This is a genomic window from Tessaracoccus zhenghani (assembly GCF_055326325.1).
Genome location: NZ_JBUZNQ010000002.1, coordinates 200,062 through 223,056, shown reverse-complemented (window position 1 = coordinate 223,056; position 22,995 = coordinate 200,062). Strand labels below are relative to the sequence as shown.

23 protein-coding genes are annotated in these 22,995 nt (G+C 68.8%); 5 read left to right on the top strand and 18 right to left on the bottom strand.

Features of this window, described 5'->3' with window-relative positions; all coding sequences use genetic code 11:
* Positions 1 to 37 precede the first annotated feature (37 nt).
* From trhO to ACZK4S_RS04820, 4 genes are all read right to left on the bottom strand, one after another.
* Positions 38 to 931: an oxygen-dependent tRNA uridine(34) hydroxylase TrhO gene (gene trhO / locus ACZK4S_RS04835; RefSeq protein WP_463643534.1), complete on the bottom strand. Its 894-nt coding sequence runs from the start codon at positions 929 to 931 to the stop codon at positions 38 to 40.
* Positions 932 to 1,001: 70 nt separating this feature from the next.
* Entirely contained in the window at positions 1,002 to 2,354 is a 1,353-nt protein-coding gene (locus ACZK4S_RS04830; protein WP_083665392.1) for an MFS transporter, read from the bottom strand.
* 48 nt (positions 2,355 to 2,402) lie between these two features.
* Positions 2,403 to 3,431, bottom strand: a complete 1,029-nt coding sequence (dmpG, locus tag ACZK4S_RS04825) for a 4-hydroxy-2-oxovalerate aldolase (protein WP_076059718.1) — start codon at positions 3,429 to 3,431, stop codon at positions 2,403 to 2,405.
* The gene (locus ACZK4S_RS04820) at positions 3,428 to 4,384 is read right to left on the bottom strand and encodes an acetaldehyde dehydrogenase (acetylating) (RefSeq protein WP_463643533.1); all 957 of its coding nucleotides are present in this window, start codon (positions 4,382 to 4,384) and stop codon (positions 3,428 to 3,430) included. Before ACZK4S_RS04820 ends, dmpG begins: the two co-directional genes overlap by 4 nt.
* 145 nt (positions 4,385 to 4,529) lie before the next feature.
* On the opposite strand from ACZK4S_RS04820, the gene ACZK4S_RS04815 reads away from it, so the two are divergent.
* From ACZK4S_RS04815 to ACZK4S_RS04805, 3 genes are read left to right on the top strand one after another with little or no spacing between them, the layout of a single operon-like run.
* On the top strand, positions 4,530 to 5,300 hold the full coding sequence (locus ACZK4S_RS04815; RefSeq protein ID WP_076059722.1) for an IclR family transcriptional regulator: 771 nt from the start codon (positions 4,530 to 4,532) through the stop codon (positions 5,298 to 5,300).
* A 51-nt stretch (positions 5,301 to 5,351) separates the two neighbouring features.
* Positions 5,352 to 6,287, top strand: a complete 936-nt coding sequence (gene dapD, locus ACZK4S_RS04810; RefSeq protein WP_463643532.1) for a 2,3,4,5-tetrahydropyridine-2,6-dicarboxylate N-succinyltransferase — start codon at positions 5,352 to 5,354, stop codon at positions 6,285 to 6,287.
* Positions 6,287 to 7,114 carry a hypothetical protein gene (locus ACZK4S_RS04805; RefSeq protein WP_463643531.1) on the top strand — a complete coding sequence of 276 codons (828 nt, stop codon included), beginning with the start codon at positions 6,287 to 6,289 and terminating at the stop codon, positions 7,112 to 7,114. Before dapD ends, ACZK4S_RS04805 begins: the two co-directional genes overlap by 1 nt.
* A 4-nt stretch (positions 7,115 to 7,118) precedes the next feature.
* On the opposite strand, the gene ACZK4S_RS04800 is transcribed toward ACZK4S_RS04805, so the two are convergent.
* The 11 genes from ACZK4S_RS04800 to ACZK4S_RS04750 form a co-directional block, all read right to left on the bottom strand.
* The gene (locus ACZK4S_RS04800) at positions 7,119 to 9,041 is read right to left on the bottom strand and encodes an ABC transporter ATP-binding protein (RefSeq protein WP_463643530.1); all 1,923 of its coding nucleotides are present in this window, start codon (positions 9,039 to 9,041) and stop codon (positions 7,119 to 7,121) included.
* Positions 9,034 to 10,890, bottom strand: a complete 1,857-nt coding sequence (locus tag ACZK4S_RS04795; RefSeq protein WP_076059732.1) for an ABC transporter transmembrane domain-containing protein — start codon at positions 10,888 to 10,890, stop codon at positions 9,034 to 9,036. Before ACZK4S_RS04795 ends, ACZK4S_RS04800 begins: the two co-directional genes overlap by 8 nt.
* A 249-nt stretch (positions 10,891 to 11,139) precedes the next feature.
* Positions 11,140 to 12,231 carry a succinyldiaminopimelate transaminase gene (dapC, locus tag ACZK4S_RS04790; RefSeq protein ID WP_076059735.1) on the bottom strand — a complete coding sequence of 364 codons (1,092 nt, stop codon included), beginning with the start codon at positions 12,229 to 12,231 and terminating at the stop codon, positions 11,140 to 11,142.
* On the bottom strand, positions 12,231 to 12,551 hold the full coding sequence (gene fdxA / locus ACZK4S_RS04785; RefSeq protein ID WP_076059738.1) for a ferredoxin: 321 nt from the start codon (positions 12,549 to 12,551) through the stop codon (positions 12,231 to 12,233). The genes dapC and fdxA overlap by 1 nt, the downstream gene beginning before the upstream one ends.
* A gap of 61 nt (positions 12,552 to 12,612) precedes the next feature.
* Positions 12,613 to 14,313: a VanW family protein gene (locus ACZK4S_RS04780; RefSeq protein ID WP_463643529.1), complete on the bottom strand. Its 1,701-nt coding sequence runs from the start codon at positions 14,311 to 14,313 to the stop codon at positions 12,613 to 12,615.
* A 74-nt stretch (positions 14,314 to 14,387) separates the two neighbouring features.
* Positions 14,388 to 16,064 (bottom strand): signal peptide peptidase SppA, encoded by a 1,677-nt coding sequence (sppA, locus tag ACZK4S_RS04775; RefSeq protein WP_463643528.1) that lies wholly within the window; start codon positions 16,062 to 16,064, stop codon positions 14,388 to 14,390.
* 146 nt (positions 16,065 to 16,210) lie between these two features.
* Positions 16,211 to 18,265: a transketolase gene (gene tkt, locus ACZK4S_RS04770; RefSeq protein ID WP_076059745.1), complete on the bottom strand. Its 2,055-nt coding sequence runs from the start codon at positions 18,263 to 18,265 to the stop codon at positions 16,211 to 16,213.
* A gap of 140 nt (positions 18,266 to 18,405) precedes the next feature.
* Positions 18,406 to 18,633: a hypothetical protein gene (locus ACZK4S_RS04765; RefSeq protein WP_076059748.1), complete on the bottom strand. Its 228-nt coding sequence runs from the start codon at positions 18,631 to 18,633 to the stop codon at positions 18,406 to 18,408.
* Entirely contained in the window at positions 18,634 to 19,137 is a 504-nt protein-coding gene (locus tag ACZK4S_RS04760; protein ID WP_463643527.1) for a phosphoribosyltransferase, read from the bottom strand.
* A 43-nt stretch (positions 19,138 to 19,180) separates the two neighbouring features.
* Positions 19,181 to 19,624 (bottom strand): DUF4282 domain-containing protein, encoded by a 444-nt coding sequence (locus tag ACZK4S_RS04755; RefSeq protein ID WP_463643526.1) that lies wholly within the window; start codon positions 19,622 to 19,624, stop codon positions 19,181 to 19,183.
* A gap of 45 nt (positions 19,625 to 19,669) precedes the next feature.
* The gene (locus ACZK4S_RS04750; RefSeq protein WP_463643525.1) at positions 19,670 to 20,182 is read right to left on the bottom strand and encodes a GNAT family N-acetyltransferase; all 513 of its coding nucleotides are present in this window, start codon (positions 20,180 to 20,182) and stop codon (positions 19,670 to 19,672) included.
* Between the two features lie 47 nt (positions 20,183 to 20,229).
* Between ACZK4S_RS04750 and ACZK4S_RS04745 the strand changes: the two genes are divergently transcribed.
* Positions 20,230 to 21,036 (top strand): aldose epimerase family protein, encoded by an 807-nt coding sequence (locus ACZK4S_RS04745; protein ID WP_076059755.1) that lies wholly within the window; start codon positions 20,230 to 20,232, stop codon positions 21,034 to 21,036.
* 1 nt (position 21,037) lies between these two features.
* Here the strand turns inward: ACZK4S_RS04745 and ACZK4S_RS04740 are convergent, their stop codons facing one another.
* A complete protein-coding gene (locus ACZK4S_RS04740) occupies positions 21,038 to 21,424 on the bottom strand; it encodes an MBL fold metallo-hydrolase (protein WP_182766024.1) in 387 nt (128 codons plus the stop codon).
* Between the two features lie 164 nt (positions 21,425 to 21,588).
* On the opposite strand from ACZK4S_RS04740, the gene ACZK4S_RS04735 reads away from it, so the two are divergent.
* On the top strand, positions 21,589 to 22,152 hold the full coding sequence (locus ACZK4S_RS04735; protein ID WP_463643524.1) for an isochorismatase family protein: 564 nt from the start codon (positions 21,589 to 21,591) through the stop codon (positions 22,150 to 22,152).
* Here the strand turns inward: ACZK4S_RS04735 and ACZK4S_RS04730 are convergent.
* Together ACZK4S_RS04730 and ACZK4S_RS04725 are read right to left on the bottom strand one after the other, a co-directional pair.
* On the bottom strand, positions 22,139 to 22,555 hold the full coding sequence (locus tag ACZK4S_RS04730; protein WP_459397165.1) for a rhodanese-like domain-containing protein: 417 nt from the start codon (positions 22,553 to 22,555) through the stop codon (positions 22,139 to 22,141). The two genes, ACZK4S_RS04735 and ACZK4S_RS04730, sit on opposite strands and share 14 nt — an antisense overlap.
* Positions 22,552 to 22,980, bottom strand: a complete 429-nt coding sequence (locus ACZK4S_RS04725; RefSeq protein ID WP_463643523.1) for a CBS domain-containing protein — start codon at positions 22,978 to 22,980, stop codon at positions 22,552 to 22,554. Before ACZK4S_RS04725 ends, ACZK4S_RS04730 begins: the two co-directional genes overlap by 4 nt.
* Between the last annotated feature and the right edge of the window lie 15 nt (positions 22,981 to 22,995).

The window sequence follows — 22,995 nt, the reverse complement described above, 5'->3', positions numbered from 1 at the left end:
CTGCTCACCCACCCGAAGGGCCACTTCCAGATTCGGGTCAGGCAGCGACGGGGTGCGCGAAGCAACCGACCGGTTGCGCCGAACAGCTGGGGCAGGTCACCAGCCGGACGCGGCACGCCAGGTCCGCGCAGTTCACCAGCTGCGAGGTGGCCGTGCCGCACCGGTGGCACGCGCCGATGGGCTCGGCTCCTTCGGGCGCCACGGTCTCCCGCGCGTCGAAGACGGTGAGCGCGCCCTTCCACCTCGACGTCGACCCGAAGCGCTCCAGGTAGCGCACGATGCCACCGTCGAGCTGGTAGACCTCCTCGAACCCGCGGTCCTTCATGAGGGCACTGAGGATCTCGCAGCGGACGCCTCCGGTGCAGTAGGTGATGACAGGGCGGGTCTTGAGGTGGTCGTACTTGCCGGAGTCCAGTTCGGCCACGAAATCAGGGGTGGTGACCACATCGGGGACGACGGCGCCGTCGAAGCGGCCCACCTCCGCCTCAATCCTGTTGCGGCCGTCGAAGAAGACGACGTCCGGCCGGTCCGCCGCGAGCGCGTCCACCTCGTCGGGCGTCAGCCGCACTCCCCCGCCGACCACACCGTCGGTGGTGACTTCGAGGTCCGGTACGCCGAAGGCGACCAGTTCCGGCCGGGTCCTGACCGACAGCCGAGGGAAGTCGAGCGAGGCGCCCCGGTCATCGAGACCCGTGCCGGGCGACCACTTCTCATCGAGTTCCCTGAACGGCGCGAACTGCTTCGTCGCGCGGAGGTAGGCCTTGCAGGCGGCGAGTTCCCCGCCGAGCGTGCCGTTGATGCCGTGGGGCGACACGATGATGCGGCCACGCAGCCCCAGGCGGGTACACAGCTCGAGTTGCCACAGCTTCACCGCCTCGGGGTCCGCCAGCGGCACGAACCGGTAGAACAGCAGGATCTTCGGCACGGACATGGCTGGGAGTGTACCGACGCACCACGGGGCCGCTCCCCAAGGAGCGGCCCCGTGTGTGCTGAGGGATGGATCAGTGGCTGTCGAGGACCTGACCGGAGCGGTCACGCGTCATCAGGACGGCGACGAACGAGATCGCGGCGCATGCGGCCACGAAGACACCCACGAGCCACCAGTTGTTGGTCGTGCCGACGAGAGCCGTGGCGATCAGCGGGGCCGGGCCGCCGACGATGGCGGCGCCCACCTGGTAGCCGAGCGAGATGCCGGTGTAGCGGACATCGGCGGTGAACGACTCTGCCAGGAAGGTGCCCATGAGGGCTCCGTAGATGGACCAGATGGCGCCGAAGCCGACGACGGTGGCCAGCGTGAGGAGGAGGACCGACTTCTGGTTGATCATCCAGAAGTAGGGGAAGATGTACGCCACAGCCAGCGCCGTGCCGATCAAGTACATCGGCTTGCGGCCGACCCGGTCCGACAGCGCACCGAGGGCGAGCATGCAGGGCACCGCCACGACGGCGGCGAAGAGCACGGCGCCGAGGGCCTGACCACGGGTGAAGCCCAGGCCCACCGCGTAGCTGACGGAGTACGTCGCGAAGATGAAGAACGTGGAGGTCTCGATGAACTTGGCGCCGATGGCCTTGAGCACCGAGGGCCACTGGGTCTTGAAGATCTCGACGATCGGGACCTTGACCTCTTTGCGCTCAGACTTGATCTTGCGGAACGCGGGGGTCTCGTCGACCTTGGCGCGGATCCAGAGGCCGAACATGACCAGCAGTGCCGACAGGAGGAACGGGATGCGCCAGCCCCAGCTGAGGAAGGCGTCCTCGGGCAGGAGCCAGTCGAGGAACCAGAGGGTCAGGTTGCCCAGGGCGAGGCCGAGGAGCGCGCCGGTCTGAGGGACCGCGCCGTAGAAGCCGCGCTTCTTGCGCGGGGAGTATTCGACCGCCAGCAGCACGCCGCCGCCCCATTCGCCGCCCAGCGCAAGGCCCTGCACGAGGCGCAGCAGCGTGAGCAGGACGCCTGCCCAGGCGCCGATGGCGGCGTGGGTGGGCAGCAGGCCCATCAGGGCCGTCGAGACGCCCATGAGGGAGAGCGTGAAGACGAGCGTCTTCTTGCGGCCGATGCGGTCGCCGATGTGGCTGAAGATGACGCCGCCGATGGGGCGCACCAGGAAGGCCAGCGCGAACGAGGCCAGTGAGAGCAGCGTCGAGGTGAGTTGGTCCTCCGAGGGGAAGAACAGGGGGCCGAACACGACCGAGGCCATGGTGCCGTAGAGGAAGAAGTCGTACCACTCCACGGTGGATCCGACCGCGGAGCCCATGAGGGCCTTGATCCGCGTTCCCCTGTCGATGTTCTCGACGTCGAATGAGTCTTCGTTGTTCTCATTGATGGGCTTGACGATATCGCCTTGTGCCAGTTTGCTCATGATGTGCTTCCTCCTTGAAGCAGGCGGGTCATTGGGGGGTGGTGAGTTTCAGCTGGCCGCGCGCGACTTGGCGAGGTCCAGGGCGACGTCGACGATCATGTCCTCCTGGCCGCCGACCATGTTGCGGCGACCGAGTTCCATGAGGATCTGCGGCGTGGGGATGCCGTAGCGCTCCGAGGCCCGACGGGCGTGCAGGAGGAAGCTGCCGTACACCCCGGCGTAACCGATGGAGAGAGTGTCGCGGTCGACGCGGACCGGCTGGTGCATGAGGGGGCGCACCAGGTCGTCGGCGGCGTCGGCGAGCTTGAACACGTCGCAGCCCGTCTCCCAGCCCATGCGGTCGGCGACCGCGATGAAGGCCTCGAGGGGTGTGTTGCCGGCAGCGGCGCCGAGACCGGCGAGGCTGGCGTCGACGCGGTAGGCGCCGTTCTGCACGGCGGCCACGGAGTTCGCGACGGAGACCGACAGGTTCTCGTGGGCGTGCACGCCCACCTCGGTCTCGGGCTTGAGGGCTGCGCGCACGGCCTTGATCTTGGCGGCGTACTGCTCGGGCACCATGGCGCCCGCGGAGTCCGTGACGTAGACGCACTGCGCGCCGTAGCTCTCCATGAGGAGGGCCTGCTCGACGAGCTTGTCCTCATCGGCCATGTGGCTCATCATCAGGAAGCCGGCGGTGTTGAAGCCGATCTCGCGGGCCGTGGCGATGTGCTGGGCGGAGGTGTCGGCCTCGGTGCAGTGGGTGGCGACGCGGACGTAGCGCGCCCCTGCGTCGTAGGCCTCGCGGAGGTTCGGGATGACGCCGACGCCGGGCAGCAGCAGGATGGCGATCTTGGCGCGCTTGACCACGGCGGCGGCCGCCTCGATCTTCTCCAGGTCGGAGTGCGTGGCGAAGCCGTAGTTGACGGTGGAGCCGCCCATGCCGTCGCCGTGGGCGACCTCGATGGAGTCGACGCCGGCCTCGTCGAGAGCGGCGGCGACGGAGGCCACCTGCTCAGGCGTGAACGTGTGGCGCACGGCGTGCGAGCCGTCGCGCAGTGTCACGTCGGAGATGAAGAGCTTGCCTTCGGGGGTGCTCATGCGACGGCCTCCTCAGCCTTGTCGTTCAGGTGGGCGGCGATCTCGACGCCGGTGCGCAGCGCCGCGGCGGTCATGATGTCGAGGTTGCCGGAGTAGGCGGGGAGGTAGTCGCCAACACCCTCCACCTCGAGGAACACGGACACCTTGAGGCCGTGGAAGCGGCCGACGCCCGGGATGGTGACGCTCTGGTCCTCGGGGATCTCCTCGAACTGCACGTCCTGCTTGAGGCGGTAGCCCGGCACGTACTCGGCGACCTCGCCGATGCGGGCGTTGACCGCGGCGCGGATCAGGTCGCGGTCGCCGTCGGAGGTGAGGACGAACACGGTGTCGCGCATCAGGACGGGGGGCTCGGCGGGGTTCAGGATGATGATGGCCCTGCCCTTCTTGGCGCCGCCGATCTTCTCCAGCGCGTGGGCGGTGGTCTCCGTGAACTCGTCGATGTTGGCGCGGGTGCCGGGTCCGGCCGACTTCGAGCTGATCGACGCGACGATCTCGGCGTACTCGACGGTGGCACCGGTCGAGGAGATCGCGTGCACGATCGGCGCGGTGGCCTGGCCGCCGCAGGTGACCATGTTGACGTTCATGTCTGTGGTGATGGTGTCGAGGTTGGCCACCGGCACGCAGAACGGACCGATCGCTGCAGGGGTCAGGTCGACGAGGCGGATCTCGGGTTTGGCGGTCCGGAGCACCTTCTCGTCGTAAAGGTGCGCCTTGGCCGACGTGGCGTCGAACACGATCTCGACGTCGGCGAACACCTCGTCGGCGACCAGACCGTCGACACCGGTGGCGATGGGCTTCACGCCCAGCCGTTCGGCGCGCTTCAGGCCGTCGGACTCGGGATCGATGCCGACCATGGCGACGATCTCCAGCGCGGTCTGCTGCGGCTTCAGGATCTTCATCATCAGGTCGGTACCGATGTTTCCGGAACCGATGATGGCGACTTTCGTGGTCACTAGGCTTCCTCCTCACACGTCTTCGTGTTCGAGATGTCGAAATCCTGTTCGAGATTTCGTTAAGATTTACTAAGTATCGAATACGTCTGACGTCGTGTCAAGACATATGCAAGAATCGATTTCGGAAGACCTGAGACGGTGAGACATGGCCCGATTGACCCCCGCGCTGATGCGCGCGCTCGACATCATGGAGTTGTTCGTCGAGCGCGGAGCGCGCTGGAACGCCGCCCAGATCGCCGAGGCCACCGGCCTCCCGCGCACCACGGTGCATGAACTGCTCACCACGCTGACCCACCGCGGTTACCTCACGCGCGACGAGATCGGTAACTTCGAACTGGGGGTCCGCACCGTCCAACTCGGCAACGCCTACGCGGCGCGCTTCGATCTGCTGGGCGCGGCCACGGAGGTGGCCCGCGACGTCGGGCAGGCCACGGGCCACACCTGCTCGGTGGCCATCCGGGAGGGCGCGGAAGTGTTCTACCTGGCGAAGGTGGAGGGCAGCGAGTCCCTCTCGCTGATCTCCAGCGTCGGCAAACGCGCCCCCGCCAGCTGCACGGGGCTGGGCAAGGCCCTGCTGTCGGAACTCGAACCGGCGGAGGTGGACCGCCTCTACCCCACCGGTCACCTCCCGGCCCTGTCAGAACACTCGATCACAGACCTGGGCCAGCTCAAGAAGGCGCTGGCCAAGTCACGGCTGCGCGGCTACGCGATCGAGCGGGAGGAATCGGGCCCGGGGGTGGCCTGTGCCGCCGCCGTCATCCGCGACGCGGCGGGCGCCGCCGTCGCAGCCCTCTCCATCTCCGTGCCCCTGGCCCGCTGGGACCAGTTGCCCGAGAAGCACTGGGCGGACATCGCGCTGGAGGGGTCAGGTCGCCTGAGCGAACAGTTGGGTTGGATCGACCGCAACGCGGGTTGACCGCACGGCGACCGACACCGGTCGCTCCGGCACGCCGATAGACTGGCGCGCATGACCAATGAGACCCGCACCGCCTGGGCCTGGGGCCTGGCCAGCGTCCACACCACCGGCGCCGTCCTCGACGCCTGGTACCCGGAGCCCAAGCTCGGCTCGGACCACACCGACGAGCCCAACTCGTTGCTGGCTGATGCCCAGTTCGTTGACGAGATCCGTCAGGTGGAGACCAAGGTGGTGCGCACCAGCATCAATCTGGACGAGGCGCCGGAGACGGTGGAGGATGCCTACCTGCGCCTCCACCTCCTGAGCGCCCGCCTCGTGCAGCCGCACCAGGTCAACCTGAACGGCATCTTCGGCGTGCTGCCCAACAACGCCTGGACGACGATGGGCCCCGTGCGCGTGGGCGACGTCGCCCGCGTGCGGGTCCTGCTGCGGGCCCGCGGTGAGCAGCTGACGGTCTACGGCATCGACAAGTTCCCCCGCATGGTGGACTACATCGTCCCCAACGGCGTGCGGATCGCAGACGCAGACCGCGTCCGCCTCGGCGCCCACCTCGCTGAGGGCACCACCGTGATGCACGAGGGCTTCGTGAACTTCAACGCCGGCACGCTCGGCACCTCCATGGTCGAAGGACGCATCTCTTCCGGCGTCGTGGTGGCCGACGGCACCGACGTCGGTGGCGGCGCGTCGATCATGGGCACCCTCTCGGGCGGTGGCCAGGAGGTCATCCGGCTCGGCGAGCGGTGCCTGCTGGGCGCGAACTCCGGTGTGGGCATCTCCCTGGGTGACGACTGCGTGGTGGAGGCCGGCCTGTACATCACCGCCGGCACCAAGGTCACGCTCGAAGACGGCGCCGTGGTGAAGGCCCGCGAACTCAGCGGCCAGAACGACCTGCTGTTCCTCCGCGACTCGGTGCAGGGCAAGGTGATCGCCCGCCACCGCCGCGGCCAGAAGGTCGAGCTGAACTCGGCCCTCCACGCCAACGACTGATGAGGCGACCACTGATCGTGGCGCTCGTCACGATCCTCGTGGTCGGTGGCCTCGCCCTGGCCGGGTGGATGGGCTTCCGCTACCTCCAGAAGCGCATCACCCCGGAGGTCTGCCACGTGCAGGTGACCGACGGCTCGCTCACCTTGTCCCCTGCCCAGGCACGCAACGCCTCGATCATCGTGGCGGCCTCCGTGGAGCGCGACCTTCCTGAGCAGGCCGCCGTGATCGCCATCGCCACCGCCTACCAGGAATCCGGTTTGCGCAACCTCGATTACGGCGACCGGGACTCCCTCGGCCTGTTCCAGCAGCGCCCCTCCTTCGGGTGGGGCACGGAGGAGCAGATCATGGACCCGTGGTACTCGTCGGCCCGCTTCTACGAGGAGCTGGTGAAGTTCACCAACTGGGACACCACCGACGTCAACGACATCGCCCAGAAGGTGCAGCGCAGCGGCCATCCCGACGCGTACCGCAAGCACGTCGAGAACTCGCAGGCCGTCGTGGGGGCGCTGCGCGGCTCCGTGCCGGCATCGCTGGGATGCATCAGCTTCGAGCCGGACCCCAGCCCCGCGCGCGAGGGTCTCGACAGGGTGTTGGAGGCCTTCGGGTCTGCGCTCACCGTCGAGGAGACCGACGACGGCCTGAGCATCACCGCCACGGACGGGACCACCGCGTGGGCCGCTGCCCAGCATGCTGTGGCCAACTCCTACGACGCCGCCGTCACCGGCGTGGCGCTGGGAGACCGGCAATGGCGGGCCGCGAGCCGGCAGTGGGAAACCCTGCAGACTCCCGGCCCCGAGCTCACCGTGGTGGTCACCCTCGCCGGGTGACCCCTCAGCTGCGCCAGGTCCGCCACAGGTGGGCGTACTGGCCGTCGAGGCCCATCAGTTCGTCGTGCGAGCCGAGTTCCACGATGCGCCCGTTGTCCACCACCGCGATGCGGTCCGCGTCGTGCGCCGTGTGCAGCCGGTGGGCGATCGCGATCACCGCGCGGCCGTCGAGCAGCGCCGACATCGAGTCCTCCAGGTGGCGGGCCGACGACGGGTCGATCAGCGAGGTCGCCTCGTCGAGCACCAGCGTGTGCGGGTCCGCGACGATCAGCCGCGCGAGCGCAACCTGCTGCGCCTGGGCGGGCGTCAGGTTGTTCTTGCCGTGACCGAGTTGCGCGTTGATGCCTCCCGGCAGCCGCGACACCCAGCCCCAGGCATCGACCGCCCGCAGCGCCTCCTCCACCTCGGCGTCCGAGGCCGTGGTCTCGCGAGCCAGCACGATGTTGTCGCGCACCGACCCCACGAACACGTGGTGCTCCTGCGTCACCAGCGCCACCTCCGTGCGGAGGCGGTCCAGCGGCAGGTCCATCACGTCGACACCACCGACGGTGACCTCACCCTCGCGCGGCCGGTTGACGCCGGCCACGAGCCGGGCCAGCGTCGACTTGCCGGAGCCCGAGGGCCCCACCACGGCCAGCCGCTCCCCCGGCACCAGGTCGACGTCGACGCCGTGCAGCACGTCGACGTCCGGCCGGTACCCGAAGCGCAGTTCGGAGCCGGTCAGCTTGACGCCGTCGGGCACCGCGTGGCCCGGGGTGCGGTCGTCGTCCACTTGCGCGACACCGATCAGCCTGGCGGTGGAGACCAGCCCGAGCTGCAGGTGGTCCAGCACCGCGATGACGCGGTCGAGCGGCCCCTGCAACTGCGACACGTACAGGGCGGCGGTGGTGATCTGGCCGATCGTCACCCAGCCCGACGTGTAACCCCAGGTGCCGAGCAGCACGATACCCACCAGCGGCAGCTGGAACGAGACGTCCACCATCCCGAAGAGGATGTTGCGCAGCGTCATCGTGTAGCGCTCCACCTGGGCCGACGCCTCGGTGTCCTCATCGAGCTGGCCCACCCGCAGGTCGCCCAGGCCGAGGGCCTCGACCGTGCGCGCGCTCTCCACCGTCTCGGTCGTCGTGGTGTTGATGACCGAGTACGACCGGGATTCAGCGATGTAGCCCGCTGGCGCCCGCGCGAGGTAGTAGCGCCCACCGAACCACATGATCAGGGCCGTCACGATCATGGGCAGGGTGAGCAGCCACGAGTTCAGCAGCATCGCGATCAGGGTGGCGCCGATGAGCACCACCGACACGATGAGGGTGGGGATGGCCCAGCGCGCCGCGACTCCCATCTTCGCGACGTCGGAGGTGATGCGGGTGAGCAGGTCCCCCGAGCCGGACGACTCGACGTGGCTCAACGGCAGGCGCAGCACGATCCGCACCACCTCTTCGCGGGCGGCGGCGAGCAGGTCGTAGCCGAGCACCGCGGACACGCGACGCGCCGCGAAGGTGAACAGCGACTGCAGCACCACCACGCCGGCCACGATCATCACCAGCATGGTGAGTCCCTCGAGGCCAAGCCAGCCGCCCGTGACGCGGTCCATCAGGACGCCGAGCAGGTACGGGGCGATGAGCCCCGCCCCCGCCGCAGCCAGGTTGCCTGCGATCGCCCAGCCGAGGAGCGCCCGGCGGTTCCTCATGAGGTCGCCGATGAAGCCGAAGGCGACCTTCGAGGAGGCCACCGGGAAGCCGTGCGCCGGGGCGCGCGAATCGAGGTACACCGCCTTCGCGGTCGCGGTGCGGGCGTGGTGCCGGGCGACCAGCGCCTCCAGCCGACGCCGCGGCCCGACGCCCCGTGGCGGATGCATCTCCGGTGCGACGCGCGGCGCCGGCGCCTCAGCGCGCCAGGTACGGGCTGATCCCGGAAGTAGTTCACTCATGGTTGTCCTCCATGCCGCGCGCGATGATGCGGCGGTAGTGGGTGTTGTCATGCAGGTCGTCGTGGCTGCCGCGGGCGACTTCGCGCCCGTCGACCAGGACGGCGATTTCGTCGGCGTGGCGCAGCATCAGCGGCGAGGCGGTCACCACGACGGTGGTGCGGCCACGCCGCAGCTCCGCCAACCGCTCGGCGATGCGGGCTTCGGTGTGGGCGTCGACGGCCGACGTGGGCTCCACCAGCACCAGGACGTCCGGGTCCAGGAGCAGCGCCCGCGCCAGGACGAGTCGCTGTCGCTGCCCGCCCGACAGGCCGCGGCCCTTCTCGTCGATGCGCCCCTGCCATCCGCCGGGCAACGACTCGAAGATGTCCTCGGCCGAGGCCGCCACCAGCGCCGCATCCGCGGCCTCCCTGGAATGCGTGCCCCACGGGTCGACAGCGGTCTGCAGCGTGCCCGCGAAGAGGCCGGCCCCGGTGTGGGACACGACGATCCGGCGGCGCAGGTCGGCCACGTTGAGGTCGCGGTAGTCGACGCCGTCGGCCGTCACACCCCAGGTTTGCTGGGCGACGGTGGCGTCGACGGCGGCCTGACGGCGCCGGGCCTCGAACCTCTCCCTGCGGGCGCGGCGCAGCGCACGGCCGGAGAGTCCCTCGTCGTCGTCCTCCTCCTTGACCTCGTCAGGGAGGTAACGGCCCAGGCGGTCGGCCAGCGCGGCGGAGTCGTCCGGATCTGCGGACACGATGCCCAGCATCCGGCCGGGTTCGACCGTGACGCCCGAGGCCTCGTCGTGGAGGACAGGGTTGCTGCCGAGGCGGCTGTCCCCGTCGCGCCAGGGCACGTCGGTGCCCAGCAGCGCGCCGGTCTTCTGCGCGCTGACCAGGCCCTGCACCCACTTCTGGGCGAAGTCGAAGGCCATCTGCATGGGGGTCATCAGGAAGACGGCGTAGCCGAAGAAGCTGATCAACTGGCCGACGCTGAGCGTGCCCTCGAGGAGTTGACGGGAGCCGAGGTAGACCAGCACCACGAGCAGCAGGCCGGACAGGAGCACGCTGATGGCCTCGACGACCGCCTGCCAGGTGCCGAGCCGCACGCCGAGCCCACGGACCTTCTGCGACTGGCGCGCGTAGTTGTCCGCGAACGTCTTCTCGCCGCCGATCCCGCGCAGGATCCGCAGCCCGGTGGCGATGTCCGTGGCCATGGAGGTCAGCGTGGAGTTCTCGGTCCGCTCAGCAGCCTGCGCGGCGGTCAGCGGACGCAGCACCGGGGTGGAGGCCGCCAGCAGCAGCGGCGTGGCCACGAGGACGAGCAGGCCCAGCGGAACCGACGTGGTGAGCATGAGCGCGGTGGCCACGAGGAAGCTGATGAGCGCGGCCAGCGCGCCGCCGAAGGCTTCGACGGTGGCACCGAACTGGTTGCTGTCCGACGAGGCGACGCTCAGCACCTCGCCCGTCGGCACGCGGCGGTTGAGGACGTGCCCCAGCCGCACGGCCTTCCGCGAGACGCGGCGCTGCGTGCCGTAGATCCCGAGCAGCCACATGCGTACCGCGTAGGTGTGGAACAGGATGCCGCCCACGACGCCGAAGGCGATGACGCCCAGCAGCAGCGCCACCCAGCCGACCGTCGCTGGCAGGTCCTGACGCAGGACGCCGGCGTCGATGGCCCGTCCCAACAGCCAGGGGGTGAGCGCGCCCGGCACCATCCAGGACGAGGCCGCCAATGTCATGGCGGGAACGACCCAGCCGAAGGAGCGGATGAGCCAGAAGAGGAACCGGCTGGGCGAGCGGGTGTCGGGCGCGTCGCTGGCGGAAATGGGCGGAGGGAAGTCGAAACGGCCGCGATGGGGCGAGAGCATGGGAGTTCCTTGACGCGTCAGGGCGACGCAAAAAACGATCCGAAAGGAGGGGTGGACGCAGAGCGTCAGAGGGCGCAGTGGTGGCTCAGGCGGCAGCAGCGCGCGGACGGCCGAGGAGCGCGACGAACGCTGCCAGCACGGTTGTGTTCAACATTGCGGCACCTCCTATCGACGTCGCTGGCAACGCTACGCGCCGGTCTGAGAGTCTGTCAACCCGCCACGGAGATCACGCCGGGCAGGGCTCTTCGCTCAGGCGCTCAGACGCCCTGCGGCAGCGTTGATCCGCTCATCCGTGGCTGTCAGCGCGACGCGGACGTGCTTGGCCGCGGCGGTGCCGTAGAAGTCTCCGGGGGCGGCGAGGATGCCGCGCTCCGCCAACCAGTCGATGGTGACGCGGCAGTTCTCGCCGCGCGTGGCCCACAGGTACAGCGAGCCCTCGGAGTGGTCGATGCGGAAGCCGGCCGCCTCGAGGGCGGGCTTCAACACAGCCCTCCGCGCCAGGTACCGCTGACGCTGCGCCTCGACGTGGCCCTGATCCCCCAACATCGCGGCCATCGCGGCCTGGATGGGCGCCGGCACCATCATGCCGAGGTGCTTGCGCACGCCGATCAACGGCTGGACGACGGCGGGATCGCCCGCGAGGAAACCGCCGCGGTAGCCGGCGGCGTTGGACCGCTTGGAGACGGAGTGCACGGCCAGGAGACCGCCGAGGTCACCGTCGTTGACCCGCGGGTCGAGCACCGAGATGGCCTCGGCGTCCCAGGCGAACTCGCCGTAGCACTCGTCGCTGGCGAGCACGGCGCCCACCCTGCGGGCCGCGGCGACGAAGGCCCGGAGCTCCTCGAGCGACAGGATGCGGCCCGTCGGGTTGGCCGGGGAATTGATCCAGATCACCCGCGCGTTGGCCGGGACGGCCTCAGGATCGTCCAGCGGCACCGTTTGGGCGTTCGCTACCAGCGCACCCACTTCGTACGTCGGATAGGCGCATTCGGGGAAAACGACGGCGTCTGACGGCCCCAGCCCCAGGAGGAGGGGCAGCCAGGCGACGAGTTCCTTGGTGCCGACGACGGGCAGGATGCCCTCGTCGACGAGTGGGACGGAGGCCCAGCGCCGCTGCAGGTAGGCCCGGATGGACGAGCGGGTCTCCGCCGCGCCCCACACCGTCGGGTAGCCGTGCGCGTCACCGGCCGCGGTCAACGCATCGATGGCAAGCTGCGGGGTGGGGTCGACGGGCGTGCCGACCGACAGGTCGACCAGGCCGCCCGGGTGGGCGCTGGCGACGCGCTTCGCGTCAGCCAGCGTGTCCCAGGGGAAATCCGGCAGCCGGGCCCCCAGGCCCATCAGTTGGCCTGCGGCGGCAGCGCCTCAACTACCGGGTGGTCCTTGTCGATGGTGCCGAGCTTGGCGGCGCCACCGGGTGAGCCGATCTCGTCGAAGAACTGGACGTTGACGTCGTAGAACTCCGCCTGCTCTTCCGGCACGTCGTCTTCGTAGTAGATGGCCTCGACGGGGCACACCGGCTCGCAGGCGCCGCAGTCGACACACTCTTCCGGGTGGATGTAGAGCATCCGGTTGCCCTCGTAGATGCAGTCGACGGGGCACTCTTCAACGCAGGCGCGATCCTTCACATCAACACACGGCAATCCGATGATGTACGTCACAGTTTCTCCTCACAAGCGGGCGTGCCCCAGCTTAGCGCTACCTGGCAGGAGGGCCCACCCGTCAGGGCTCGCAGATGATGCGATCGCCCGCGCTGTACTTCCAGCTGTAGGGCTCCCTCTTGACAACCTTGCCGTCCTTGTGGAAGAGGCGTTCCCAGTTCACGGTGAAGCCCTGGATGGGCGCCTGCGGCTCACAGGCCGGGTCACCCGTGACGGTGCGTTCCTTGCCGGTGTAGAAGCCGGACTTCGTCAGCTCCGTGGAGGTGACCTTGTCCCAGGTGGGCTTGGACCAGATCTTGAAGGTGATCGAGCCGCGCTTCGACGACGAGGAGGGGTTGATGTAGCCCTGGATGATCGCCGGGTACTCGGTGTTGTTCTGGAAACGCATGTCCAGGGAGCCGTAGTAGACCGTGGCCTCACGGCCGGCCGGGTAGCGGTCGAAGTAGAGGCTGTGCGGTTTGTGCTCGACGTCCTTGAAACCGGCGAAGAAGCTGGCGTTGAAGAGGGTGGTGGCTGCCTGCGAGATGCCCCCGCCGGATTCCTTCACGAGGCGGCCCTTGTTGATCACGTAGCCGTCCACGTAGCCGTTGGCGGTCGTCCGCTCGCCCAGGGTGTCGTTGAGCGAGAAGGTCTCGCCCGGCATCAGGACGGTGCCGTTGACGCTCTTGGCGGCCTGTCCCAGGTTGTTGTTGCGGTAGTCCGCGTGCGGGTAGTTGGTGGTGAATTCGCCGATCACGGTGAACGCCCCGAGTGCGGTGGCCTTCGCCGTCGGGTACTCGGGCTCCACAGTCTCCACCTCGACGGGCACCGTGCGGGCCTCGCCGGTGGCCGTGGCGGCCTTCTCGACGGCGGCTGCAAAGGCCTCCTCCGTGAGCTCCTTGCCGGTGACTGCGGGCACGACGACGACCTTGCCCCCCTCGAACGTGAAGCTGGCGTCCTTGGCCTCGGTGAGCTTCAACGCTCGCCGCGCCTCAGCGGTCTGTTCGAACAATGTGGCCGTGTCGAGGGTGCCCACGATCTTGTCGTCCTGCACCTCGAGCGTGGCGGCCTCCGCCAGCGAGCCCGGGGCGATCTCCATCTGCACGCCGCCGTGGGTGAGGATGACCGGTCCGCTGATGAGCGGCTCCGCGAAGTTCTTCACCACGTCGTCGACCATGGCGTCGGTGACCTTCGCCGGGGTGTTGACGAGGGTGACCGCCACGTTGCCCTTGCCCTCTTCGAACGCGGCACGGGCGGTCTCCACGGTGGCGTCGACGTCCATGGCCTGCGCGTCCGTGGCAGGAGTGCGCACGATCTTGCCCCCGTCGAATGCGACGGTGGCGTCGACGCCCTCGACGGCGAACTCAGGCGCCTTGGCCTCGATCGCCGAGCGGAGCGCGGCCTCGTCCACGGTGCGCTGCACGGCGACCTCACGGCCGCCGGTGAGGGTCTCGTAGATGTCCGCCGGGTTCCAGCTGTGGCCGCCCCCCGCCGCTTGGACGGTGGCCTCGTAGTCGAAGCCCAGCCCGGCCTCCGAGGGGACGATCTCCGTCGACACGCTGCCCGCGCTGAGGGTGACCGGTTCAGTGAGCTTGGGCGCGATCTCGGTCTCGAGCTTCGCCCGGGCCTGCTCGGGTGACATCCCCCCGATGGGCACGCCGTCGACGGCGGCCTGCGCCGGTACCTGGTTGCCCGCCACGAAATAGGCGGCCACATAGGCGCCGCCCACGAGGATCAGTACCCCGATGATGCAACCGATGACAATCTTGCTGGCTCTACTCACGTCCACCCCTCGTGTACCGCGGCGGTACAAGCGGGTCCATCGTACGTTTAAAGGTCAACCGCTCCCAAACAACGTCACGAGATCCGCAGGTTCCAGGGCATGCTCAGTGCGCCCTGACTACGGATGCCGAGGCTGCCGGCCAAGGAGACCAGCATCTGCTCGGGCCCGGCGAGGGTCGCTCCCCCTGCAACCGCCTCCGAGGAGGTGGCCGGTTTGATGAGGTCGAAGAGCCCGGAGTCCCCCACGTGGCTGATCTTCACGGCCTCCGGATCGAGGCCGGCGAGGTCACAGGCACGTTCGACGGCCAGCCGCTGCCCACCGAGATGGTCCACCAGGCCACGCTCCTTCGCGTCGGCGCCCGTCCAGACGCGGCCCCGGGCGAGGCGCTCGAGGTCGTCGTAGGCCATGCCGCGGTCTGCCGCCGCGAAGGTGGTGAAGTCCAGGTAGATGCGGTCCAGCCAGCGGTCGAGCCGCTCCCAGTCCTCCTGCGAGAACTCGTGCGCGCTGGAGAACGTGCCGGCCGCAGCCCCGACCGGGATGGTCTCGCGCACCAGGCCGAGCTTGTCGTAGAGCCTCTCGGTCACCATCTTGCCGGCGAGCACGCCGATGGAACCCGTCAAGGTGGACGACTGCGCCACGATCTCGTTGCAGGGCATCGACACGTAGTAGCCGCCCGAGGCCGCATACGCGCCCATGTGGGCGACGACCGGCTTGTCGGCCTCCCGCAGGCGCAGGACAGAGCGCCGGATGAAGTCTGAGGCGACGGCTGAGCCACCTGGCGAGTCCACCGCGAAGACGACGGCCTTCACCTCGTCGTCTCGCAGCGCGGCCCGGAAGTGCTCGTCGACGACGTCTGCCCCGGCCTGTTCGCCGCCCATCGGAGAGCGAACGCCGCGGCCGGTGACGATGGAGCCGCGGAGGCTGACGACGGCGACCTTCGGCTGCTTGGGGCGCAGCTTCTTCATCAGGGCGGCGCGCGACGTGTAGCGGTGCGCGAACAGCAGGTTCTCAGGCTCGGCACCCCATTCCTTGAGGGTGTGGGCGTAGGCCTCGTCGCGGTACCCGACGTGGTCGATGAGACCGAGGGTGAGGGCCCGCTGTGGCTCGACGGGCGAGGAGTTCACTGCCTCCCACACTGTGTCGGCGGTGAGCCCACGGAGCCGGGCGACGTCGTCGACCACCCTGTCGACGATGGACTGGCCGATGCGCTGCATCATCTCGCGGTGCGGTTCGGTGACCGTGTCCGCGGCGAAGGTGTTCGCGGCGCTCTTGTACTCGTGGCGCTGGCCGAACTGCGGCTCGACGCCCACCTTGTTCAGGAGGCCCTTGAGCAGGGTGATCGACAACTCCACGCCCTCGATCGAGAGCATCCCGGTGGGCTGCACCCAGACCTTCTGCGCGGCCGCGGCCAGGCGGTAGCCGCCCAGGCCCTGCACCAGCTCGCCGAAGGACTCGGCCCAGGCCATCGTCTTCTTCTTCTCCCCGAACTTCTCGATCAGCCCCGCGACCTCCTCGAGGTTCGCGAGCTGGAGTTGCGTCGGGTTGGCGTGCACGATCAGCCCCAGCACGCGGTCATCGTCTGCCGCGGAGTGGAGGTGTTCACGTAGGGCGGAGATGGTGGGGCTGTTGATCAGTTGGATGGCCTGCAGCGGATTGGTCGGCTTCGCGACCAGCACCCCCCGCGCCATGTCCAGTTCGAGTACCACCGGCTTGTCGCCGACGATCTTGCCAAGCACGTCCTTGAGGCTCATGGGCCAAGGATACTTGCGACCTCCAGCCGCAACCGTGGATCCGGCGAGGCCCACGACGCGACCGGAAATGCAGCAGCCCCGCCCACTTCCGTGGACGGGGCTGCCGCGTACCCCTGCCGGGGGTGCGGGTCAGAGTGGGCTGGGCGTCAGAGGATGCCCTTGGCGGTGGCGGCCACGTTCTCGGCGGTGAAGCCGAACTCCTCGAAGCACTTGGCACCCGACGCCGAGGCGCCGTAATGCTCGATGCTCACCGAGGCGCCCTTGGCGCCGACGTACTTGCCCCAGCCCATCTCGATGCCGGCCTCGACGCTCACGCGTGCGGTGACCGACGCGGGCAGCACCGATTCCTTGTACTCGTCGGACTGCTCCTCGAACCATTCCTGGCACGGCATCGACACGACCCGGGTGGGCACGCCGTCGGCCTCGAGGAGGTCCTGCGCATCGAGCGCCACGGCGACCTCGGAGCCGGTGGCGATGAGGATCAGCTTCGGCTCTGCGGAGGCCTCGCTCAGCACGTAGGCACCGTTGGCCACTCCCTCGGCCGAGGCGTACTTGTCCCCGCGGGCGACGGTGCGCAGGTCCTGACGCGACAGGATGAGGCCGGCCGGACGGTCCGTGCGACGCAGCAGCTCACCCCAGGCGACGGACGTCTCGTTCGCGTCTGCCGGGCGCACGACGTCGAGCTTCGGGATGGCCCGCAGCGCGGCGAGGTGCTCGATGGGCTGGTGGGTGGGGCCGTCCTCGCCGACACCGACGGAATCGTGCGTCCAGACGAACACCGAGGGCAGGTTCATGATGGCGGCCAGCCTGACGGCGGGGCGCATGTAATCCGAGAAGACCAGGAACGTGCCCCCGTAGGCCCGCGTGAGGCCCGAAAGGTTGATGCCGTTGACGATGCCACCCATGGCGTGCTCGCGGATGCCGAAGTGCAGGGTGCGGCCGTACTGGTTGCCGGCCCATTCCTTGGTGGTGCGTTCCTTGGGCAGGAACGAGGGCTCGCCCTTCATGGTGGTGTTGTTGGAGCCAGCGAGATCGGCGGAACCGCCCCACAGCTCCGGCAGCTGGTCTGCCAACGCGGCGAGCACCTCACCGGAGGCGGCGCGGGTGGACTTCTTGCCCTCCTCGAACACCGGCAGGGAGAAGTCCTCGGGCAGCTTGCGTGCCGAGACCCGCTCCAGCAGCGCGTTGCGCTCCGGGTTGGCCTGCTTCCAGGCCTCGAACTTGGCGTCCCACGCCTCGCGGGCGGCCTTGCCGCGTGCAGCCGCGTTCTCGCGGGCATGCTTGACAGCGTCGAGATCCACGGCGAAGGGCTCCTGCTCGAAGCCGAGCACGTCCTTGAGCGCCTTGATCTCCTCGCCACCGATCTTGGATCCATGGACTGCGGCCATGCCCTGCTTGGTGGGCATGGGCCAGCCGATGACGGTGGTCAGCTTGATGAACGACGGCTTGTCCGTGACCGCCTTGGCGGCCTCGATGGCGTCGTACAGCGCCTCGACGTCCTCGGTGTACTCGGTGCCCCCGTTGGTCCAGTCGACGTGCTGCACGTGCCAGCCGTAGGCCGCGTAGCGGGCGCTGACGTCCTCGCTGAAGGCGATGTCCGTCTGGCCTTCGATGGTGATGCGGTTGTCGTCGTAGATCAGGACGAGGTTGCCCAGGTTCTGGGTGGCGGCCAGCGACGAGGCCTCCGACGCGACACCCTCCTGGAGGCAGCCGTCACCCGCGATCGTGTAGATCATGCGGTCGAACACCGATTCGCCCTCAGGGGCATCCGGGTCGAACAGGCCACGCTCACGGCGGGCGGCCATGGCCATGCCGACGGCGTTGGAGATGCCGGCGCCCAGCGGCCCGGTGGTGCACTCCACGAACTTCGTGTGCATGTACTCCGGGTGACCTGGCGTCTTGGCACCCCAGGTGCGCAGTGCGGCGACGTCGTCGAGTTCCATGTCCATGCCGGCCAGGTACAGCTGGGTGTACTGGGTCAGCGACGCGTGGCCGGCCGACAGGATGAAGCGGTCACGGCCCAGCCACAGGTGATCCGTGGGGTCGCTGTTCATCACCTTCTGGTACAGCAGGTAGGCAGCAGGGGCGAGGGACACTGGCGTCCCGGGGTGGCCGTTGCCGACCTTCTCGACGGCGTCGACGGCGAGGATGCGGGCCGTATCGACGGCGCGGGCATCCTTCTCGGTCCACTCAAGAGTCACAGTTGTTCCTAACTCGTAGCTGTGCAGCGCAGCGCATGCTTCCTTGCTGCGGCGTTCATGCGCGCAAGCCTATCTTGCGCTTCCCCGTAACCACGGTGTCGGGTGGGGCAATCGGTGCAACATTGGGCAACTGCCCAACTTCACCAGGAGCCGCCGCCTCCGCCGGTGCTGCCTGAATCCGGGAAGAACAGGTGACCCGGCACGCGGGCCGCGTCGAGGGCCTCCTGGTCCGGGGCCTCCTGCTCCTTCTCCTCGGTTTCCCGGGGCTGGCCGGGCGCGACGGGGCGGACAGTCTCGCCCAGCGCTTCGCGCACCAGCTTCTGGATCCCCTCGCCGCTGGAGGGATCGAACTTGCGGATCTCAGCCATTCATCGCTCCTCAGTGACAGGCGCCTCAGCCGACCAGGGGAACACGATCCACTTGTCGGTGGCCTTCCAGACGTAGTCCGGCTCCACAATCGTACGTGGCTTGGAGAACAACACCGCCGAGCGGACGTCGGCGCCGAAGCCGCGCAGCAGCTTGATGACGAGCTGCAGGGTGCGGCCGGAATCAGCCACGTCGTCGACGACGAGGATCTTGCGCTCCGCGATGGATTCGGTGTCCAGCATGGGCGCCAGCAGGATGGGATCCGGCAGCGTCTCGTTCACATCGGTGTAGAACTCGACGTTGATCGCATCCGAAAGTTTGACGCCCAGGGAGTAGCTCATGGCACCGGCCAAGGTGAGGCCGCCCCGTGCGACGGCGATGATGATCTCGGGGAGAAACTGCGATGCGGCCACGGCGGACGACAACTCGCGCTGGGCGTCACCGAAACCTTCCCAGGTGAGAACTTCCTTGTCAGTGAGATCCCGAGCGTCCGCGTGATAAGCCATGGGGCAATGTTAGTGGGTAGGACTCGCGGCCCGTCCCCACCCACTAGTACCTGTGGTCGGCGGAACCGGACAGGCCCCTGAGACGTGCGAGGCGCAGTTCCTGGGCCGTGCGCACAAGCGCCACGGAGGTTTCGAGACCGACGCGCAGGCCGAGCAGGAGCAGGAGGCCGCCCGGGATGGAGAGGAGCCCCCACACCAGCAACGGGCTGAGGATGGCTGAATCCTGGCTGAGTCCCCAGAGCCCGAGCGTGATCGACGCGACGACACCCAGCGCGACGAGGACAACCGCCAACCCGTAGGTCAACCGGGCGGCGTTGGGCGTCGCGTACTTCTCGAAAGCCATGTCGAACATGGCCTCCCCGAGGCCGGCGTCCTCCAACTCGATGGGGACCCGCGGCCCGGTGCCGTAGCCGATCGGCGGGCCCTGAGGGGGCGCGTCGGGCGAGGCTCCGTAGGGGGTCTGACTGAAGCGCGGAGCCTGCGACATGGCGTTTTCCTCTCGTCGGCCCGGGCTCACCGTAGCGGCTTCCGCTCAGCTCGGCTCGTTGCTCTCGAAGATCATCGTCATGAACACCACGTCGAGCCAGCGGCCGAACTTGCGGCCCACCTGCGGGAGCCGCCCGGCCACCTCGAAGCCCAGCCTGCGGTGGAACGAGATCGAATCCTCGTTCGAGCCGTCCACGACGCCCAGCATGACGTGCACGCCGCGGCCCTGCGCGTAGTCGATGAGTGCCGTCATCAACATGCGCCCGGCCCCCGCCGTCCGGTGCCCGGAGCGGATGTAGACGCTGTGCTCGACGGTGTGGCGGTAGCCCTCCAGTGGGCGGAACTGGCCGTAGCTGGCGTACCCGATGATGAGCCCGTCGGGGTCCTCCATGACGAGCACCGGGTAACCGGTGGCGGTGAGCCGTTCGAACCACTTCTGGCGGTCGGCGACCGACACGGGCTCGAGCGCATAGGACGCCGTCGTACCCACTCCGGCCTCGTTGTAGATGTCGGTGATAGCCGGGATGTCGCGGATATGGGCAGGGCGAATGGTCGGCATGGCTCCATCGTAGGGCGCTCGCCCGGTGGGCTACTACGCTCGACGCCATGAGGATCCACGAACTGAGCGGAGCCTGGGGCACCGCGCGTGTCGCAGAGTTGGGTGGCTGCGTCCTGTCCTGGCGCCCGAGGGGCGGAGACGACGTGCTCTTCCTGTCGAAGGACGCCCAACTGGTCCCGGGCACCATGTGGCACGGCGGCATCCCGGTCTGCGCGCCGTGGTTCGGCACCGGGCAGGGCGACTGGGACGTGCCCCACGGCCACGGGCTCGTCAGCCGGGTGCCGTGGCGGACGGATCTCCTCGAGCAGAACGACGACGGAGCCAAGCTGGTGCTGACGCTCACCTCGGCAGACGTCGCCCACCTGCCGGGCGCCCAGCGTTACCCCGACGACCTCACCTACCGCCTCGACATCACCATCGACGTTGCCGCGCTCACCGTCGCGCTCACGATCGGCTCCCCCACCCGCGAGGTCTCCGTCGACCAGGCCTTCCACCCCTACCTGCGCATCGACGCCACGGCGGCCACGGTGACCGGGCTCGAGGACGTGGACTTCCAGGACGTCCCGCACGGGTGGCGGCCCGGGCGCGACGCGGATCCGCTCACTTTCGGAGAACACACCGATCGTGTCTATGCCGAGGCCCCGCCCCTGTTCCTCAGCGACGTCCGGCGTACCCGCCGGCTCAGCAATCACGGCGCGAGCCGCACCGTGGTGTGGAATCCGGGCCCGGCGAACACCGACGTGGGCGAGGAATGGCGCGAATTCGTCTGCCTCGAGTACGGCACTGTGCGCGACGGCGCAGTCACCATCCCGGCCGGCGGGGACCACCGGTTGGCGATGACGATCGAGGTGTGATTCAGCCCCGGTAGACGGTGGTTTCGGCGGGCAGACCCATGCCTCCCTCCAGGGGTGCATCGCCCGTGAAGACGCAGCCCAGCGTGGGCGAGTACAAGCAGACACCGGCATGACCGTTCGGCGCCCGGACCGCCTGCAGCGTCACCGCCCCGACGGTGAACTCCTGGCCGACGTGGGGCGTGGCCCAGACGGGCGCACCGGTGCGCTCCTCCAGCCTGCGCACCGCGTCGCTGCCGGCGGGGTCCGTGGTGTACACGACGGCGACCACGCGCCGCCCGTCGACCATGTCGAGAATCGTGTCGGGATCAGCCACGGCATTGACGGCGATCACCTCACGCTCGTCGCCGACCAGCCACGTGTTCCGTCCACCCTCGGTGGCCGCCAACATGACTGGAGGCATACTGTCGTCCCCCATATTTGACTGCATACGGGTCAGAGTAACCCCGGCCCCCACCCTGGGGGGAGGGTTTGGCAGGTCCCGCAATGCGAATCCGCATCCCTGGCCCCCGGGCCGCCCTACAGTGGAATCCACAGTCAGGGAGGGGTCTCGAGATGGCATGTGCATTGATAGTCGTCGACTGCCAGGTCGACTTCTGCGAGGGCGGCGCGCTGGGCGTCGAGGGCGGCAACGCGGTGGCGGAGGGGGTTGCGGAACTCCTGGCGTTGCGACACGGCTACGACTACGTCGTGGCCACCCGGGACCACCACATCGACCCCGGCGCGCACTTCTCGCCCACGCCGGACTTCGTCGACTCCTGGCCCCCGCACTGCGTCGTCGGGACGGCGGGGCAGCAGCTCCACGAGGCGCTGCGCACCTATCCTTTCGACGCCGTCTTCGACAAGGGCTCGTACCGCGCCGCCTACTCCGGCTTCGAGGGCACGATCGGCGCGCACGACGACGGCGTCGGGCTGGCGCAGTGGCTCGGCGAGCAGGGTGTCACCCGGGTGGACGTGGTGGGCATCGCCACGGATTACTGCGTGCGCGCCACGGCCCTCGACGCCGCTCGCGAAGGTTTCGACACCACGGTGCTCAGCCGGCTCACGGCCGCGGTGCACCCGGCGAACGTCCCGGCGGTTGCGGAAGAGGCCGCCGGGGAACGCATCACCTGGGCCTGAACGGTTCGACGGGGTGCCCGGCCTCTGACCATGCGCTGAACCCGCCGTCGAGATGGGTCACGTCCGTGCGGCCCATCTCGTGCAGGGCCGCCGCGGCCAGCGCTGAGCGCCAGGCCGAGCCGCAGTAGAGGACGAGCCTGCGCCCGTCGTCGAGGGACTTCCGGTAGTAGGGCGACGCCGGATCCACCCAGAATTCGAGCATCCCGCGCGGCGCCCGGTAGGCACCGGGGATGACGCCGAGCTTCTCCAGTTCGCCCTGCTCGCGGATGTCGACGAACAGCACCGAGGTGTCGTCGAGCAGGGGGAGGGCGTCGTCGATCGCCACGGGTGGCACGACGCTGTTGGCTTCGGCCACGAGGTCCTGCGCCGTGCGGCGCAGCGGTTGTCCGGGGGCCCGCGTCATCCGTGCAGGTATTTGACGAGGTGTTCCTGCTCCGTCTGCAGTTGGTCGATCCTGCTCTTGACGATGTCGCCGATGGAGACGATCGCGGCGAGGTGCCCGTCGACCATGACCGGCAGGTGCCGCGCGCGGAACCTGGTCATGTCCGTGGCCACGGCGGCCAGTTCGTCGTCCATGCCGCAGGTGTGCACGTCGGAATCCATGACGTCGGAGATGGGCCTGTCGAGAAGGTCCGGACCGAATCTGCGGAGGCCCTGCACGATGTCGCGCTCGCCGACGATGCCGGTGACCGTGTCGTCGTCGTCCGTGATGACCACGGCGCCGATGCGATGTTCGGCCAGGAGGTCGACGAGGTGCCGCACATCCTGGTCAGCACGCGCGGTGATGACCGAGCTGCCCTTGGTGTGAATGACTTCATTGATCCGCATGCCCCAAACTAACGC